13 protein-coding genes are annotated in these 15139 nt (G+C 59.5%); 6 read left to right on the forward strand and 7 right to left on the reverse strand.

The window, feature by feature from the left end; translation table 11 throughout:
- Nucleotides 1-28 precede the first annotated feature (28 nt).
- The 3 genes from AB3226_RS24075 to AB3226_RS24085 all read left to right on the forward strand — a co-directional run bounded on the left by AB3226_RS24075 (nt 29) and on the right by AB3226_RS24085 (nt 2549).
- Nucleotides 29-793, forward strand: a complete 765-nt coding sequence (locus AB3226_RS24075) for an enoyl-CoA hydratase-related protein (RefSeq protein ID WP_367374898.1) — start codon at nt 29-31, stop codon at nt 791-793.
- 122 nt (nt 794-915) lie between these two features.
- The gene (locus AB3226_RS24080; protein WP_367374899.1) at nt 916-2007 is read left to right on the forward strand and encodes a catalase family peroxidase; all 1092 of its coding nucleotides are present in this window, start codon (nt 916-918) and stop codon (nt 2005-2007) included.
- Nucleotides 2004-2549 (forward strand): cytochrome b, encoded by a 546-nt coding sequence (locus tag AB3226_RS24085; protein WP_367374900.1) that lies wholly within the window; start codon nt 2004-2006, stop codon nt 2547-2549. Before AB3226_RS24080 ends, AB3226_RS24085 begins: the two co-directional genes overlap by 4 nt.
- Nucleotides 2550-2632: 83 nt before the next feature.
- Here AB3226_RS24085 and AB3226_RS24090 read toward each other — a convergent pair whose 3' ends face one another.
- On the reverse strand, nt 2633-3859 hold the full coding sequence (locus AB3226_RS24090; RefSeq protein WP_367374901.1) for an MFS transporter: 1227 nt from the start codon (nt 3857-3859) through the stop codon (nt 2633-2635).
- 96 nt (nt 3860-3955) lie between these two features.
- On the opposite strand from AB3226_RS24090, the gene AB3226_RS24095 reads away from it, so the two are divergent.
- Nucleotides 3956-4402 carry a helix-turn-helix domain-containing protein gene (locus AB3226_RS24095; RefSeq protein ID WP_052967753.1) on the forward strand — a complete coding sequence of 149 codons (447 nt, stop codon included), beginning with the start codon at nt 3956-3958 and terminating at the stop codon, nt 4400-4402.
- A gap of 82 nt (nt 4403-4484) precedes the next feature.
- Here AB3226_RS24095 and AB3226_RS24100 read toward each other — a convergent pair whose 3' ends face one another.
- Nucleotides 4485-5636 carry a M14-type cytosolic carboxypeptidase gene (locus AB3226_RS24100; protein ID WP_367374902.1) on the reverse strand — a complete coding sequence of 384 codons (1152 nt, stop codon included), beginning with the start codon at nt 5634-5636 and terminating at the stop codon, nt 4485-4487.
- A gap of 483 nt (nt 5637-6119) precedes the next feature.
- Nucleotides 6120-6461, reverse strand: coding sequence for a DUF6124 family protein (locus AB3226_RS24105; RefSeq protein ID WP_367374903.1), 342 nt, complete (start codon nt 6459-6461; stop codon nt 6120-6122).
- Nucleotides 6462-6590: 129 nt separating this feature from the next.
- On the opposite strand from AB3226_RS24105, the gene AB3226_RS24110 reads away from it, so the two are divergent.
- The gene (locus AB3226_RS24110; RefSeq protein WP_367374904.1) at nt 6591-7256 is read left to right on the forward strand and encodes a LexA family protein; all 666 of its coding nucleotides are present in this window, start codon (nt 6591-6593) and stop codon (nt 7254-7256) included.
- Between the two features lie 39 nt (nt 7257-7295).
- On the opposite strand, the gene AB3226_RS24115 is transcribed toward AB3226_RS24110, so the two are convergent.
- From AB3226_RS24115 to AB3226_RS24130, 4 genes are all read right to left on the reverse strand, one after another.
- Nucleotides 7296-9251 carry a biotin carboxylase N-terminal domain-containing protein gene (locus tag AB3226_RS24115; protein ID WP_367374905.1) on the reverse strand — a complete coding sequence of 652 codons (1956 nt, stop codon included), beginning with the start codon at nt 9249-9251 and terminating at the stop codon, nt 7296-7298.
- Nucleotides 9251-10066: a gamma-carboxygeranoyl-CoA hydratase gene (locus AB3226_RS24120; protein WP_007904070.1), complete on the reverse strand. Its 816-nt coding sequence runs from the start codon at nt 10064-10066 to the stop codon at nt 9251-9253. Before AB3226_RS24120 ends, AB3226_RS24115 begins: the two co-directional genes overlap by 1 nt.
- Before the next feature lie 126 nt (nt 10067-10192).
- Nucleotides 10193-11800 (reverse strand): carboxyl transferase domain-containing protein, encoded by a 1608-nt coding sequence (locus tag AB3226_RS24125; protein ID WP_367374906.1) that lies wholly within the window; start codon nt 11798-11800, stop codon nt 10193-10195.
- Nucleotides 11801-11812: 12 nt separating this feature from the next.
- The gene (locus AB3226_RS24130; protein WP_008014292.1) at nt 11813-12976 is read right to left on the reverse strand and encodes an isovaleryl-CoA dehydrogenase; all 1164 of its coding nucleotides are present in this window, start codon (nt 12974-12976) and stop codon (nt 11813-11815) included.
- Nucleotides 12977-13293: 317 nt separating this feature from the next.
- Between AB3226_RS24130 and AB3226_RS24135 the strand changes: the two genes are divergently transcribed.
- Nucleotides 13294-14991: an AMP-binding protein gene (locus AB3226_RS24135; protein ID WP_367374907.1), complete on the forward strand. Its 1698-nt coding sequence runs from the start codon at nt 13294-13296 to the stop codon at nt 14989-14991.
- Nucleotides 14992-15139: the final 148 nt, after the last annotated feature.

The raw sequence follows: 15139 nt of genomic DNA on the forward strand, positions 1-15139 counted from the left end.
TATTTCACCCGTATTCAATGAGGTCACCATGCACACACTGATCGAACGTCATGATCGAGTTGTATTGATTCGTCTCAATCGCCCCCAAGCCAGGAATGCTTTGAGCTCGGCCCTGATGCGCGAACTACTGGACACATTGCAACGGCTGGACCGCGACCCCGGGGTCGGCTGTTTTGTGATTACCGGGACGGCGGAGTTTTTTGCGGCTGGCGCGGATATCAAGGAAATGTACGAAAAGTCTTACCTGGACATGGTTCACGAGGACTATTTTGCCGAGTGGGAAGCCTTTGCCGCATTACGTACGCCCAAACTGGCCGCTGTTGCCGGTTATGCATACGGTGGCGGTTGTGAGTTGGCGATGATGTGCGATCTGATCTTCGCCGCGGATACTGCCCGCTTTGGCCAACCGGAAATCAGGTTGGGGGTGATGCCCGGTATGGGAGGGACCCAGCGTCTGACACGCCTGATTGGCAAGTCGAAAGCCATGGACATGATACTGACCGGACGCACGATGTCGGCCGAAGAGGCTGAGCGGGCAGGGCTGGTGTCGCGTGTAATCGCTTCCTGCGATCTGCTGGAGCAATCCTTGGTCGCCGCGCAGATGATTGCCGGTTTCGCTAAAACCGCCACATGGGCTGCGCGCGAAGCGGTGGACCGGGCACTGGAGTCGGGGTTGCGCGATGGCCTTCTGTACGAGCGAAGAGTGTTTCATGGTTTGTTTGCTACGGAGGGGCAAAAGGAAGGTATGCAGGCCTTTTTGGAGAAGCGTGAACCGTGTTTTAACCGTGTTTGACCAGCCTTGAGGATCCGTCGCTCGCAGCGCTTTGAAAGAAACTACAGTTCAGAGGGAATAATCCTACGTGACGTTCGTCTCATAGGTCTTTTCCCCTGTAGCCCGTTGCCCTGGAGACTTTCATGGTTGATCGTTCATCTACAACAGGGCCGTCTCGGCCACCGCTGAGTGCCACGAGCCTGACGTTGCGCCTGACTGGCATTGCCGTGGTGGTCGCCGCGCTGGCCGGGGCTTTTGCCTACGTCAACGGCACACTCGACCCACAGCGCCTGACGCCGAAAGACTTGGTCAATGTGCTGGAGAAAAACAACGGCGTGCACCCGGGGTTTCGTCGCAATCACGCCAAAGGGGTGTGCGTGATCGGGCATTTCGAGAGCAGTGGCCAGATGCGCGAGTATTCCAGCGCCCAAGTGTTCGGCGAGGCGCGGACCCCGGTGATCGGGCGTTTCGCGCTGCCTGCCGGCAACCCTTACGCACCGGACAATAGCGTGCCGATCCGCAGCCTGGCGTTGCGTTTCACCCAGGCTAACGGCCAGCAGTGGCGCACCGGGATGAACAGCATGCCGGTGTTCCCGGTGGGCACGCCCGAGGCGTTCTATCAGTTGCAACAAGCACAGTCACCGGATCCGGCTACCGGCAAACCGAACCCGGCGGCTGTGCCAGCGTTTTTCGGTTCTCATCCGGAAGCTGCGCCATTTCTGGCCTGGATCAAAACCGCCAAACCGTCGGCCAGTTACGCGACGGAAACCTATAACAGCGTCAACGCGTTTTACCTGGTGAACGCGGCCGGGCAACGGCAGGCGGTGCGTTGGAGCATGACCCCATTGGCTCAGGACGCGGCAGGAGCAACGGCCCCCGAGGGCGGTGATTTCCTCGAGAAAGATCTGGTGCAGCGCTTATCCGCCGGCCCGTTACGTTGGCAGTTGGACATCACTCTGGCGAACCCCGGGGACCCGGTCAACGACGCGAGCAAGGCCTGGCCCGACGGCCGAAAAGTGCTGAACGCCGGCACGCTGGTGCTTGAAAGCACCCAGCCGCAACTCGATGGCGAGTGTCGTGACATCAACTACGACCCGTTGGTGTTGCCCAGCGGTATCGAAGGCTCCGACGACCCGCTGCTTGCCGCTCGCTCAGCGGGTTACGCCCGTTCCTACCTGCGCCGCACCAGCGAAGTGAAGCAATTGCCCACCGCCAAACAGGAGTCTCGACAATGAGTGCTCAACCGAACCATTTCGCACCATTGGCGCGGCTGCTGCACTGGCTGATGGCGCTGATGATCATCTCGATGCTGTTTATCGGCGCGGGTATGGTGGCCTCGGTGTCCGAGCGTCATGAGTGGCTGATCCACCTGCACAAACCTTTGGGCGTTGCGATTCTGTTGCTGGTGATCGTGCGCCTGGCCGTGCGTTTTTCGACTCGGCAACCACCACTGCCGGCGGACCTGCCGGGTTGGCAAGCATTCGCGGCCAAGGCTTCGCATGTTTTGCTGTACGCCTTGATGCTGATTTTGCCGTTGTTGGGCTGGGCGATGATTTCGGCGGCCGGCGATCCGGTGATGCTCAGTAGTTCGTTGCAGTTGCCATCGATTCTGCCGGCGAATGCGCAGGTGTTTGCGTTCCTGCGCAAGGCGCATGGGTATCTGGCGTATCTGCTGTTTCTAACTGTGTTGTTGCACTTGGCAGCGGCGTTGTTTCACGGCTGGGTGCGCCGGGATGATGTGCTGAACAGCATGTTGCGGGGTAAGGATCGCGGTTGATCAGGAGGCTGGCGCGACTGTGGCGAGGGAGCTTGCTCCCGTCGGGCTGCGCAGCAGCCCCAAATGCAGTTAGTCAGACGCTCTTACGACTGCTGCGCAGCCGAGCGGGAGCAAGCTCCCTCGCCACAGGTGTTGGGTGTTTTGGTGGCGAGCGTCAGCCACCAATAAATCAACGCCACGGCATTGATCCCCGCACCCAGCCAGCACACCCCAATCCATCCGGCCCAGGCGTACATCGCCGTCGAACCGATAGAACCCAAGGCGCTGCCGATCGAATAGAACAGCATGTAGCCAGCGGTGAGTCGGCTTTGCGCTTCGGGGCGCACGCTGTAGATCATGCTCTGGCTCGTGACATGAACGGCCTGCAAACCCAGATCCAGCGTAATCACCCCGAGCAGCAGCGCCCATAACGAGGATTGGGTGAGGGCGATGGGCAGCCATGAGGCGAGCATCAGCAGCAACGATAGTCCACTGGTCCATTGACCCAACCCGCGATCGGCCAGATGCCCGGCGCGCGCGGCGGCCAGCGCACCGGCGGCTCCGGCCAGGCCGAACAGTCCGATTTCGGTGTGGGAAAGTGAAAGCGGCGGGGCACTCAGCGGCAACACCAAGGGTGTCCACAGCGCCATGGCGCTGGCGAAGGTCAGCAGGGCAAGCATGGCCCGTTGACGCAATACCGGTTCCTCCTTGAACAACGTGAAGACCGAGCCGATCAACGCAGCGTAAGCGCTATCCGGTCGCGCCTCTTCGTGCTTGGGCAGCACACGAAACAACAGCAGCGCCATCATCAGGGTCAACCCGGCGGACAACAGATAAATCGAACGCCAACCGGCCAGATCGGCCATGCCGCCCGCCATCGTTCGTGCCAACAAAATACCGACGACAATGCCGCTGGTAATCACGCCCACCACTCGTCCACGTTGCGCCGGGATGGCCAGGGTCGCGGCGTAAGCCACAAGGACTTGCGTCACGACCGCCAGTAACCCGGTCAGCGCCATGCCGAGCAACAGCCAGATGCTGCTCGGCGCTAATACGATCATCAACAACGCCAGCGCCGACAGCAGGGTTTGTACGACGATCAGCCGGCGACGGTTGAGCAAATCCCCTAGCGGAACCAGCAACAACAGACCCACGCCATAACCGATCTGGGTAAGGGTAATGACGATACCTATGGTTGCCGGGTCCATGGCGAAGGCTTCGGCCATGGCATCGAGCAGCGGTTGAGCGTAATACACATTGCCAACGGCCAGGCCGCAGGCGACGGCAAATAGCAGCACCACTGCGCCGCTTAACGGGAGGTCAGGTTTCATCACAGGCTTCCTTTGGTGGTTTCAAAATAAAACCAGTTGTACGGTAGGGAGTCTGGTTTTATATTGCAACCACATTTGTTGCCGGCGGACGTGGTCATGGTTAAACGTACAAGCATGGAAGGCGCCGAATGCCCGGTCGCCCGTTCACTGGACGCGATTGGTGATTGGTGGTCGTTATTGATCGTGCGCGATGCGTTCGATGGCCTGCGGCGATTCGGTGAGTTCCAGCGCAATCTGGGCATGGCCAAAAATATTCTCTCGGCACGCCTGCGCACATTGGTGGCTCACGGGATTTTCGATCTGGTGCCAGCGTCGGACGGCAGCGCGTATCAGGAATACGTGCTGACGGAGAAGGGCAAGGGCCTGTTCCCGTTGATCATCGGGTTACGGCAGTGGGGCGAGGCGTTTTTCTTTGAGGCGGGGGAGGCACATTCGCGGGTTGTCGATCGTGAGAACGGTCGACCGGTGCGGCCGCTGGAACTGCGTGCCGAAGATGGGCGTTTGTTGGGGCCGGAGGATTGTGTGCGGATTGCTGCCGAGTGAAACATCAAAAGATTGCAGCCTTCGCCAGCTCCTACAGGCGTACAGAGCTGGCGAAAGCCTGCGATCTTTTGATCTTAAATAATCAACGCAAGGTATCGACCATGTCGGCGATGGTCGTCAGCACATCCTTGCCCAACTGCTTCGAACGTTTGCCGGACCAGCCGGTCAGCGGGTTCGGTGCGTCGTTGTGGTCTTTGAAGGGCATTTCCAGGGTCAGCGACAGGCAGTCGAACTTCTGACCGACGCTGTTGCAGGCCAGGGTCATGTTGGCTTTGCCAGGCTCGTCGCGGGTGTAGCCGTGTTTGGTCTGGAAGTCTTTGGTCTGATGTTTCAGATGATTGCGAAAATGTTCTTCGAGTTTTTCGATCCGCGACGTGTAGCCCGGATTGCCTTCGCAACCGGCAGTGAACACGTGGGGGATTTCTTCATCGCCATGGATGTCGAGGAACAGGTCGACGCCATACTTTTCCATCTGCTGCTGAACGAACAGCACTTCCGGGCTGATTTCCTGGCTGGCGCTCTGCCACGCACGGTTCAGGTCCTGGCCCATGGCGTTGGTGCGCAAATGACCGTGGAAGGCGCCGTCCGGGTTCATGTTCGGCACCAGGTACAGGTCGGCACTGGCCAGGAGTTTTTTCAGCACCGGGTCGTCGTGTTTTTCCAGGCGCTCGATCACGCCTTCCATGAACCATTCGGCCATGTGTTCGCCGGGGTGTTGTTGGGCGATGATCCAGACCTTGCGCTGACCTTCGGCACCCGTGCCTTTGCGTAACAACTGGATGTCGCGACCTTCAACACTTTTGCCGGTGGCCAGCAGTTCGGTGCCGGCTTTGGTCAGGGCCTGTTCGATCAGCCAGTCATGGCGGCCACGGCTGTAAGGTTCGAAATAGGCGAACCAGGCATGGGTGGCAGTGGCTTCGAGGCTGAAACGCAGGCAGTCGCCTTCAAAAATGGTCGGCACCCGGAACCAGTTGACATGGTCATAGGACGCCACCGCCTGATAGCCATCCCAAGCCTTGTTGTACGAGGATTTACTGGCGTTGTTCAGACGAAACCAATGATCTTGACCAACGTGCAGACCGCTGGCCTTGAAGTGGAACCACTGGAAGTGCTGGCTGCGGGTGTCTGGCTTGATCGCCAGCAGCGCTTGCAAAGGATTGCTGATGTCCAGCACTTCGATGTTGCCGCTGTCGAAGTTTGCACTGATGTCGAAAGAAGATTTACCCACGGCCATAATCGGTTCCTGAATATGATTTTTATGGCTGCTACTTTACACGCAAGGGAGGGAGAAACCGGGGGAAATTGCGGGGGATAAAAAGGGGGGGCGTCCTCCTTGACGCCGATGCAGCTTAGAGACTGCGCGAGTGATTCTCAAGTGCTATTTTCGTTAGTTTGGCCCAATGCTACCGGGCCTCTCTTGCCAACAGATATTCTTTTGATATCATCCGCGCCAATCGAATTTGCAGCATCCACAGACTTCATTAGCCTGAAGCAAAAGCCAGAATAACTGGCAAAAAAAAGACCCGGCAAAAAGCCGGGTCAAAAACCGTGATTAGCCTGATGAGGAGATAGTCCAGGAGACCGACCTAAGGTCCCTTGGGCCATCGACTGATCTCGCGATCAGATGCATGCAATAATAATCATTATCATTTGCAAGTCAAATGTTTTTATCTGCGCGATTGGAAATTTTCCTGTTCAGCTCCTGAGCGCTTCCTCCTCAATCGTTCTGATTGCCCTCCAGGGACCGGTCGACCATCGCCTTGGCCATGTCGATCATGTGCACCGTCGAAAACGCCAGATCCCGGCTTGCGCCCTGCAGCTGGTTGGCTGATTCATGCGCGGTGGCGGCGGCACAGCGCAACAGATCCGAAGCATGGACCAGTGCTTCTTCGCTGCTGATGTTACGGTTCACATCGAAGAAACGTTCTTCGCCGGCCTCTTCTGACACAGCTGGTTTCAAGTAATAGTCCAGTGCCCGCTGTGCGGCAGCAGAGCCTTTTGGCGAGTTGAGCGTAGTGTCGAATTGCGTATCGGGCAGGGGAATGCTGGGGATGGTCATGACGATGGCGAGCTCCGTGATAGATTCAAATCCGTGAGCCCAGCTTAGTACGTACTGTATTTGTGTCTTGAATTTAAATACTACAATTTGTGTTTTGTTGGTCGGAGTACCCCACGTATCGTGCCGCACATGGATAAATGGATTGAATTGGTCAAGGCCAAAATGAGTGAACTCAAAGTCACTCAAGAGATACTCGCCGAGCGCATCGGAATGTCCCAGGGCGGCGTCGGCCATTGGCTGAATAAACGTCGTCAGCCCCGCATCCAAGAGATGAACCGTGTCTTGCAGGCGCTGGGGATGGACTATCTGGAAGTCGCGATGGTGATCAGGGAACCGCAGATCTCACAGGATGAAGAGATCTCTCTGACGCAGAAGTACAACCCGTACTTTCGCTACCCGGTCAGTGACTGGCGGGAAACCGGGGAGGTGCGCGACGGGGAGTTATTGACCTACGGCGCTTCATCGGCTGTCAGCAAGCCGCGCTTCGAGCTGTCCGATTACCACGCACAGGGCGCTGCGTTCTGGCTGGTGGTGGTCGGTGATGCGATGACCGCACCCTCGGGTATGAGCATTGCCGCGGACATGTTGATTCTGGTGGACCCGGCCATCGTGCCGGAGCCTGGCAAACTGGTGATCGCCCAATGGCCTGGCAGCGCCGAGGCGGTTTTTCGCAAACTGATCGAAGAGGGCGGGCAGCGTTACCTGGTCCCGCTCAATCCGACCTATCCGAAAGCCCTTTACACCGAAGAATGCCGAATCATCGGCGTGGTGGTTCAGGCGACTGCCAAATTCTAATCAGATCGGTCCTCGCAATGCGTAGGACCGATCTTCATTTTACGCGTGTTCCAACTCCACCAAAGCACTGCCTTCGCTGACCATTTCGCCTTCCTGGCAATACAACGCCTTGATCACTCCGGCGTGGGGCGCGCGAATGCTGTGCTCCATTTTCATCGCTTCCAGCACCACCAATTGCGCCCCGGCTTCGACCGTTTGCCCGGCCTCCACCAGCACTCGCACGATGCTGCCGTTCATAGGCGCGGTGAGTCCGCCCTGATGGCTGTGACTGGCTTCGACGGCACTGATCGGGTCATACGACTCGATGCGGCGCAGTTCACCGTCCCATTGCAGATATAGCGTATCGCCACGGCGGATTGCCCGATGCTGTTGGCGCAAGCCGTTATGTTCGGTCAGCAGGTATTCACCCTTGAACTGTGCGGTATAAGCGTCGGCATCGCCCAGGGTCAGCGCCCGGTCTTGCCCTTCGCAACTCAAATGCAGGGTGATTTCTGTCGGTAGTCCGGCACGGAATCCGTTGCCGATACCCCAAGGCGAACTCAGGTCATCAGCGCGGGTCGTGCTCGGCTGACTCTGGGCGAATGCCTGCGCGGCCGCTTGCCAGAATTCATCGCTGAGGTCTGAAGGTGCTGGCAGCAGTTGTTCCTGATAACGCGGAATAAAACCGGTATCCAGCTCCGCCGCGGCAAAGGCAGGGTGGCCGATGATTCGGCGCAGGAAGTTGATGTTGGTCTTCAGTCCACCAATGGCAAACTCATCAAGCATGCTCAGCAAACGCAGCCGCGCCTGTTCACGGTCTTCGCCCCAGGCAATCAGCTTGCCGAGCATTGGGTCGTAGAACGGCGAAATCTCGTCGTCTTCTTCAACGCCACTGTCCACGCGACGCCCCGGTCCTGCGGCGGACTCGCGATACAACGCCAGACGTCCGGTGGCCGGTAGAAAATCGTTGCCTGGGTCTTCGGCGTACAGCCGCACTTCGATCGCATGGCCGATCAGCGGCACCTGGTATTGAGTCATCGGCAGCGCTTCACCGCGAGCCACGCGAATCTGCCAGGCCACCAGGTCGAGGCCGGTGATGGCTTCGGTGACCGGGTGTTCGACTTGCAGGCGCGTGTTCATCTCCATGAAGAAAAACTCACCGCGCGCATCCAGCAAAAACTCCACGGTGCCGGCACCGACGTAGCCGATAGCCTGTGCCGAGCGCACGGCGGCTTCGCCCATGGCCCGACGCAGTTCCGGGCTCAGACCCGGAGCCGGGGCTTCTTCGACGACTTTCTGATGCCGACGCTGGATCGAGCAATCACGTTCGTTGAGGTACAGACAGTTGCCATGCTGGTCGGCGAATACCTGGATTTCCACGTGGCGTGGCTTGAGCAGGTACTTCTCCACCAACATCCGCGAGTCGCCGAACGACGACTGCGCTTCACGTTGCGCCGAGGCCAGGGCTTCGGCCAATTGGCTGACGTCCTCGACCACTTTCATGCCTTTGCCGCCACCGCCCGCCGTGGCCTTGAGCAGCACCGGATAACCGATGCGTTCGCAGGCGTCGCGGAAGGTGTCGAGGTCCTGAGCTTCGCCATGATAGCCGGGCACCAGTGGCACGCCGGCGGTTTCCATCAAGGCTTTGGCCGCGGACTTGCTCCCCATGGCGTCAATGGCCGAGGCGGGCGGGCCGAGGAAGATCAGGCCGGCCGCTTCGATCGCGCGGGCGAACCCGGCGTTTTCCGAGAGAAAACCATAACCGGGATGAATCGCCTGAGCGCCGCTGGCTTTCGCGGCAGCGATCAGTTTGTCGATTTGCAGGTAACTGTCGGCGGCTTTGCTGCCGCCCAGGTTGACGCGTATATCGGCTTCGCGGCTGTGCCGGGCATCACGGTCGGTGGCGCTGTGCACGGCCACAGTGGTCAGGCCCAGAGCCTTGGCTGTGCGCATCACTCGGCAAGCGATTTCGCCGCGGTTGGCCACCAACAGGGTGGTGAGAACAGGTGCGCTCATCAACGCGGCTCCTTGAGGGTGGTTTCGGCTTGCCAGGTTGGCGAGCGTTTTTGCAGGAAGGCGCGCAGGCCTTCCTGGCCTTCGGGGCTGACGCGGATTCGGGCGATGGCGTTTTCGGTGTAGCGCCGCAGCGCCGGGGTCAGTGCGCCATGGCCGACTTCACGCAGTAAATCCTTGCTGGCGCGCATGGCCGCCGGGCTGTTGAGCAGCAGGTTGTCGATCCACTGATCGACTTTCTGCTCCAGTTCAGCCATCGGGTAGCTTTCCGACAACAAGCCAATTTCCCGAGCCCGTTGCCCGCCGAAACGTTCGGCGGTCAAGGCATAGCGCCGTGCCGCGCGCTCGCCGATGGCTTGCACCACGAACGGGCTGATGACCGCCGGCGCGAGGCCGATGCGCACTTCCGACAGACAGAACTGCGCGTCGTCGGCGCCGATGGCCATGTCACAGCAACTGATCAGGCCCAGCGCGCCGCCATAGGCCGCGCCTTGTACCACCGCCACGGTCGGGATTTTCAGCTTGGCGAGGTTGTACATCAACTCCGCCAGTTCCCGGGCGTCGTCGAGGTTGGTGTGGTAATCGAGTTCGGCCGATTGCTGCATCCAGGCCAGATCGGCGCCGGCGCTGAAATGCTTGCCGCGACCGCGGATCAGCAGAAAACGCAGACTGGCATCGCTCGACACTTTGTCCAGCGCGAGGATCAGTTCGCGGATCATTTCGGCGTTGAAGGCGTTGTTCTTTTCTTCACGGCTGAGCCACAAGGTCGCAAAACCCCTTGGATCGCTCAGCAGTTCGAGGGTGTTGAAGTCGCTCATATTCATCCGTCTCCACGGTCCTTGTGGGGGCGTGCTTGCTCGCGAACGCGATAACCGGTTTTACGATTGCTTCGCAATCGAACGGGGGCAAGCCCCCTCGCCACACAAGCCCGCTCCCACAGAAAATCACATCCGGAACACGCCGAAGCGGCTCGGTTCGATTGGCGCATTCAGCGATGCCGACAAGGCCAGGGCCAGCACGTCGCGGGTCTGCGCCGGGTCGATGACACCGTCGTCCCACAGTCGAGCGCTGGAATAATAGGGATGCCCCTGTTCTTCGTATTGATCGAGGATCGGTTGCTTGATCTCGGCTTCCTGCTCGGCGCTGAAACCATGACCACCGCGCTCGGCCTGCTCGCGCTTGACCTGCACCAGCACGCCCGCCGCCTGTTCTGCTCCCATCACGCCAATCCGCGCGTTCGGCCACATCCACAGGAAGCGTGGATCGTAAGCCCGACCGCACATGCCGTAGTTACCGGCGCCGAAGCTGCCACCGATGATCACGGTGAATTTCGGCACCTTGGCGCAGGCCACGGCGGTCACCAGTTTCGCGCCGTGCTTGGCGATGCCGCCTGCTTCGTATTTCTGGCCGACCATGAAACCGGTGATGTTTTGCAGGAACAGCAATGGAATGCCGCGCTGGCAGGCCAGTTCGATGAAGTGCGCGCCTTTCTGCGCGGCTTCGGCGAAAAGAATGCCGTTGTTGGCGAGGATCGCGATCGGGTAACCGTGCAAGTGAGCAAAGCCGCAGACCAGCGTAGTGCCGAACAACGCCTTGAACTCATCGAACACCGAGCCGTCCACCAGGCGCGCAATCACTTCGCGCACGTCGAATGGTTGCTTGGCATCCGCCGACACCACGCCGTACAACTCGTCGCGGCTGTACAGCGGCGCGATCGGCGTGCGTTGTTGCAGTTCACCGAGCTTGCGCCAATTGAGGTTGGCGACGCTGCGCCGGGCCAATGCGAGGGCGTGTTCATCGCTCTCGGCGTAATGGTCGGCAACACCGGAAATCTTGCAGTGCACATCGGCCCCGCCGAGGTCTTCGGCGCTGACCACTTCACCCGTCGCAGCTTTCACCAACGGTGGGCCAGCGAGGAAAATCGTTGCCTGCTGACGGACCATGATTGCTTCATCGGCCATCGCTGGTACATAAGCGCCACCGGCGGTGCACGAGCCCATGACCACCGCAATCTGCGGAATGCCCATGGCGCTCATGTTGGCCTGGTTGAAGAAGATCCGCCCGAAGTGTTCGCGGTCCGGGAACACTTCATCCTGACGCGGCAAGTTGGCGCCGCCGGAGTCCACCAGATAGATGCAGGGCAGGCGATTTTGCTGGGCGATGGTTTGTGCGCGCAGGTGCTTTTTCACGGTCAGCGGGTAATACGAGCCGCCTTTCACAGTGGCATCGTTGGCGACGATCATGCATTCGACGCCTTCCACCCGGCCGATACCGGCAATCACCCCAGCGGCGGGAACGTCTTCGCCATACACCGCGTAGGCCGCCAATTGGCTGATTTCGAGAAATGGCGAACCCGGATCGAGCAGACGATTGATCCGTTCACGCGGCAGCAGTTTGCCCCGCGAGGTGTGGCGTTCTTGAGCCTTCGGGCCGCCACCTTGCTGCACTTGCGCAAGCAGGGTGTGCAGGGCGTCGACCTGTTTGAGCATCGCCGCGCTGTTGGCCGCGAACTCCGCTGAACGGGGGTTGAGCTGGGTATGCAGGATGGCCATGTGCAGCTCCGTTTAGCGGGTTTCGTTGAACAGTTCGCGACCGATGAGCATGCGACGGATCTCACTGGTGCCGGCGCCGATTTCGTACAGCTTGGCGTCACGCAGCAAACGGCCGGCCGGGAATTCATTGATGTAACCGTTGCCACCGAGAATCTGGATCGCGTCGAGGGCCATCCGGGTCGCGCATTCGGCGCTGTAGAGGATCACTCCGGCGGCGTCCTTGCGCGCGGTTTCGCCGCGCTCGCAGGCCTGGGCCACCGCATAGAGGTAGGCGCGACTGGCGTTGAGTTGGGTGTACATGTCGGCGACCTTGCCCTGGATCAACTGGAATTCGCCAATGCTCTGGCCGAACTGCTTGCGGTCGTGGATGTAAGGAACGATCAGGTCCATGCAGGCTTGCATGATCCCGGTCGGGCCACCGGAAAGCACTACGCGCTCGTAGTCGAGACCGCTCATCAGCACTTTCACGCCGCCGTTGAGCACGCCGAGGATGTTTTCTTCCGGGACTTCGACGTCATCGAAAAACAGCTCGCAAGTGTTCGAGCCGCGCATGCCGAGTTTGTCGAACTTGCTGCTGCGGCTGAAGCCTTTCCAGTCGCGCTCGACGATGAACGCGGTGATGCCGTGCGGGCCTTTTTCCAGGTCGGTCTTGGCGTAGATCACGTAGGTGTTGGCGTCAGGGCCGTTGGTGATCCAGGTTTTGCTGCCGTTGAGTACGTAGTGATCGCCGCGTTTGTCGGCGCGCAGTTTCATCGACACCACGTCGGAACCGGCATTCGGTTCGCTCATGGCCAAGGCACCGATATGCTCGCCGCTGATCAATTTGGGCAGGTATTTGCTTTTCTGTTCGTGAGTGCCGTTGCGGTTGATCTGGTTGACGCAAAGGTTGGAGTGGGCGCCATAGGACAGGGCGACCGAGGCCGAACCACGGCTGATTTCTTCCATGGCGACGACGTGCGCCAGGTAACCCAGGCCAGCACCGCCGTATTCTTCTGGCACGGTAATGCCGAGCAGGCCCATGTCGCCGAATTTGCGCCACAGGTCGGCCGGGAACAGGTTGTCGATGTCGATCTGAGCGGCGCGCGGGGCGATCTCTTTGGCGACGAAGGACTGAACCTGATCGCGCAGCATGTCGATGGTTTCACCGAGGGCAAAGTTCAGGGATGGGTAGCTCATGGGGCACCTTTTGGCTTTTTTGTAGGGCGGGGAGGGCAGTGATTCGGCTCTCACCTTTACGTTAACGTAAGCCTGTGACGAATGGCTGTCAATCACCCTTTACGTTAACGTCAACTTGAGCGAGAGTAGAGCAAGTTCTGAAAGACTGTGGCGAGGGAGCTTGCTCCCGCTCGAGCGCGAAGCGGTCGCAAAATCAGCAACCGAGGTGTGGCAGGCAGCACCTGATTGCTGATTTCACGACTGCTGCGCAGCCGAGCGGGAGCAAGCTCCCTCGCCACACAAGCCTCGCTCCGACAATAAAGACAATAGGGGTCATCATGGATCAACCCAGTGCAAACCCGCAGCGCAGCTATACCCGTGGTTCCCAGGACAAAGCCTTGCTGGCGATGACCATCGGTCAGGCGTTCGATAACACGGTCGCGCAATACCCGAATGGGGAGGCGTTGGTCGTGCGTCATCAACAGCTGCGCTACACTTGGCAGCAGCTGTCAGAGGCCGTCGACTTGCACGCCAGAGCATTTCTGGCGTTGGGTTTGCAGACCGGTGACCGGCTCGGCATCTGGGCGCCGAATTGTGCCCAGTGGTGCATCAGCCAGTTCGCCAGCGCGAAAATCGGCGTGATTCTGGTCAACATCAATCCGGCTTACCGCAGGTCCGAACTCGAATACGTGTTGAAGCAGTCCGGTTGCCAATGGCTGGTCTGTGCCGGCGCCTTCAAGACCTCCGACTATCACGGCATGTTGCAAGGGCTGGTACCGGAACTGGCGGAGCAATCCATCGGCCAGTTGCAGAGCGAACGTCTGCCGGAACTGCGCGGGGTGATCAGCCTGGATGCGCAACCGCCATCGGGTTTCCTGCCTTGGTCGCAGCTGACCGATCTGGCGGCCAGCGTGTCGATCGAGCAATTGCGCGAACGTCAGGACAGCCTGCATTTCGACCAAGCGGTGAACATTCAGTACACCTCCGGCACCACCGGTTTCCCCAAGGGCGCGACCCTCAGTCACTACAACATTCTCAATAACGGTTACATGGTCGGCGAAAGCCTCGGGCTGACCGCCAATGATCGGCTGGTGATTCCGGTGCCGCTGTATCACTGCTTCGGCATGGTCATGGGCAATCTTGGCTGCGTCACCCACGCCAGCACCATGATTTACCCCAGCGACGCTTTCGATCCATTGCTGACGCTGAGCACCGTCGCTGAAGAAAAAGCCACCGCGCTTTACGGCGTGCCGACCATGTTCATCGCCATGCTCGATCAGCCCAAGCGCGCCGAGTTTGATTTGTCGAGCCTGCGCACCGGGATCATGGCCGGGGCGACCTGTCCGATCGAGGTAATGCGCCGGGTTATCAGCGAAATGCACATGAGCGAAGTGCAAATTGCCTACGGCATGACGGAAACCAGCCCTGTGTCTTTGCAGACCGGTCCGTCAGACGAACTGGAACTGCGCGTCACCACCGTTGGCCGAACCCAGCCGCAACTGGAAAGCAAAATTATCGACGAGGCGGACAACCTGGTGCCACGCGGCACCATTGGTGAGCTGTGTACTCGGGGCTACAGCGTGATGCTCGGCTACTGGAATAATCCGCAAGGCACCGCCGAGGCTATCGATGAGGCGGGCTGGATGCACACCGGCGATCTGGCAAGCATGAACGACGAAGGCTATGTGTGCATCGCCGGGCGTAACAAGGACATGATCATCCGTGGCGGAGAGAATGTTTACCCAAGGGAGCTGGAAGAGTTCTTCTTCACCCACCCGGCGGTCGCCGACGTGCAGGTGATCGGCATTCCTTGTTCCCGTTATGGTGAAGAGATCGTTGCCTGGATCAAATTCCACCCCGGCCACAGCGCCACCGAGCAGGAGCTGCAAGCCTGGTGCAAGGAGCGCATCGCACACTTCAAGACGCCGCGTTACTTCAAATTCGTCGAGGAGTTTCCGATGACCGTGACCGGCAAAATCCAGAAGTTTCGGATGCGTGAGATCAGCATTGAGGAGCTGCGAGATAACCAGGCCTGACCTCAATTTCTTGTGGGAGCGAGCCTGCTCGCGATGACGGCAGCACATCCAATAGAGATGCGACTGATCCACCGCTATCGCGAGCAGGCTCGCTTCCACAAGGGGGGCGCAATGGAAATGGCAAACACGAGAAAGCACAAAGGGGAGC

Source organism: Pseudomonas lini (genome assembly GCF_964063345.1).
Lineage (GTDB): Bacteria > Pseudomonadota > Gammaproteobacteria > Pseudomonadales > Pseudomonadaceae > Aquipseudomonas > Aquipseudomonas lini_B.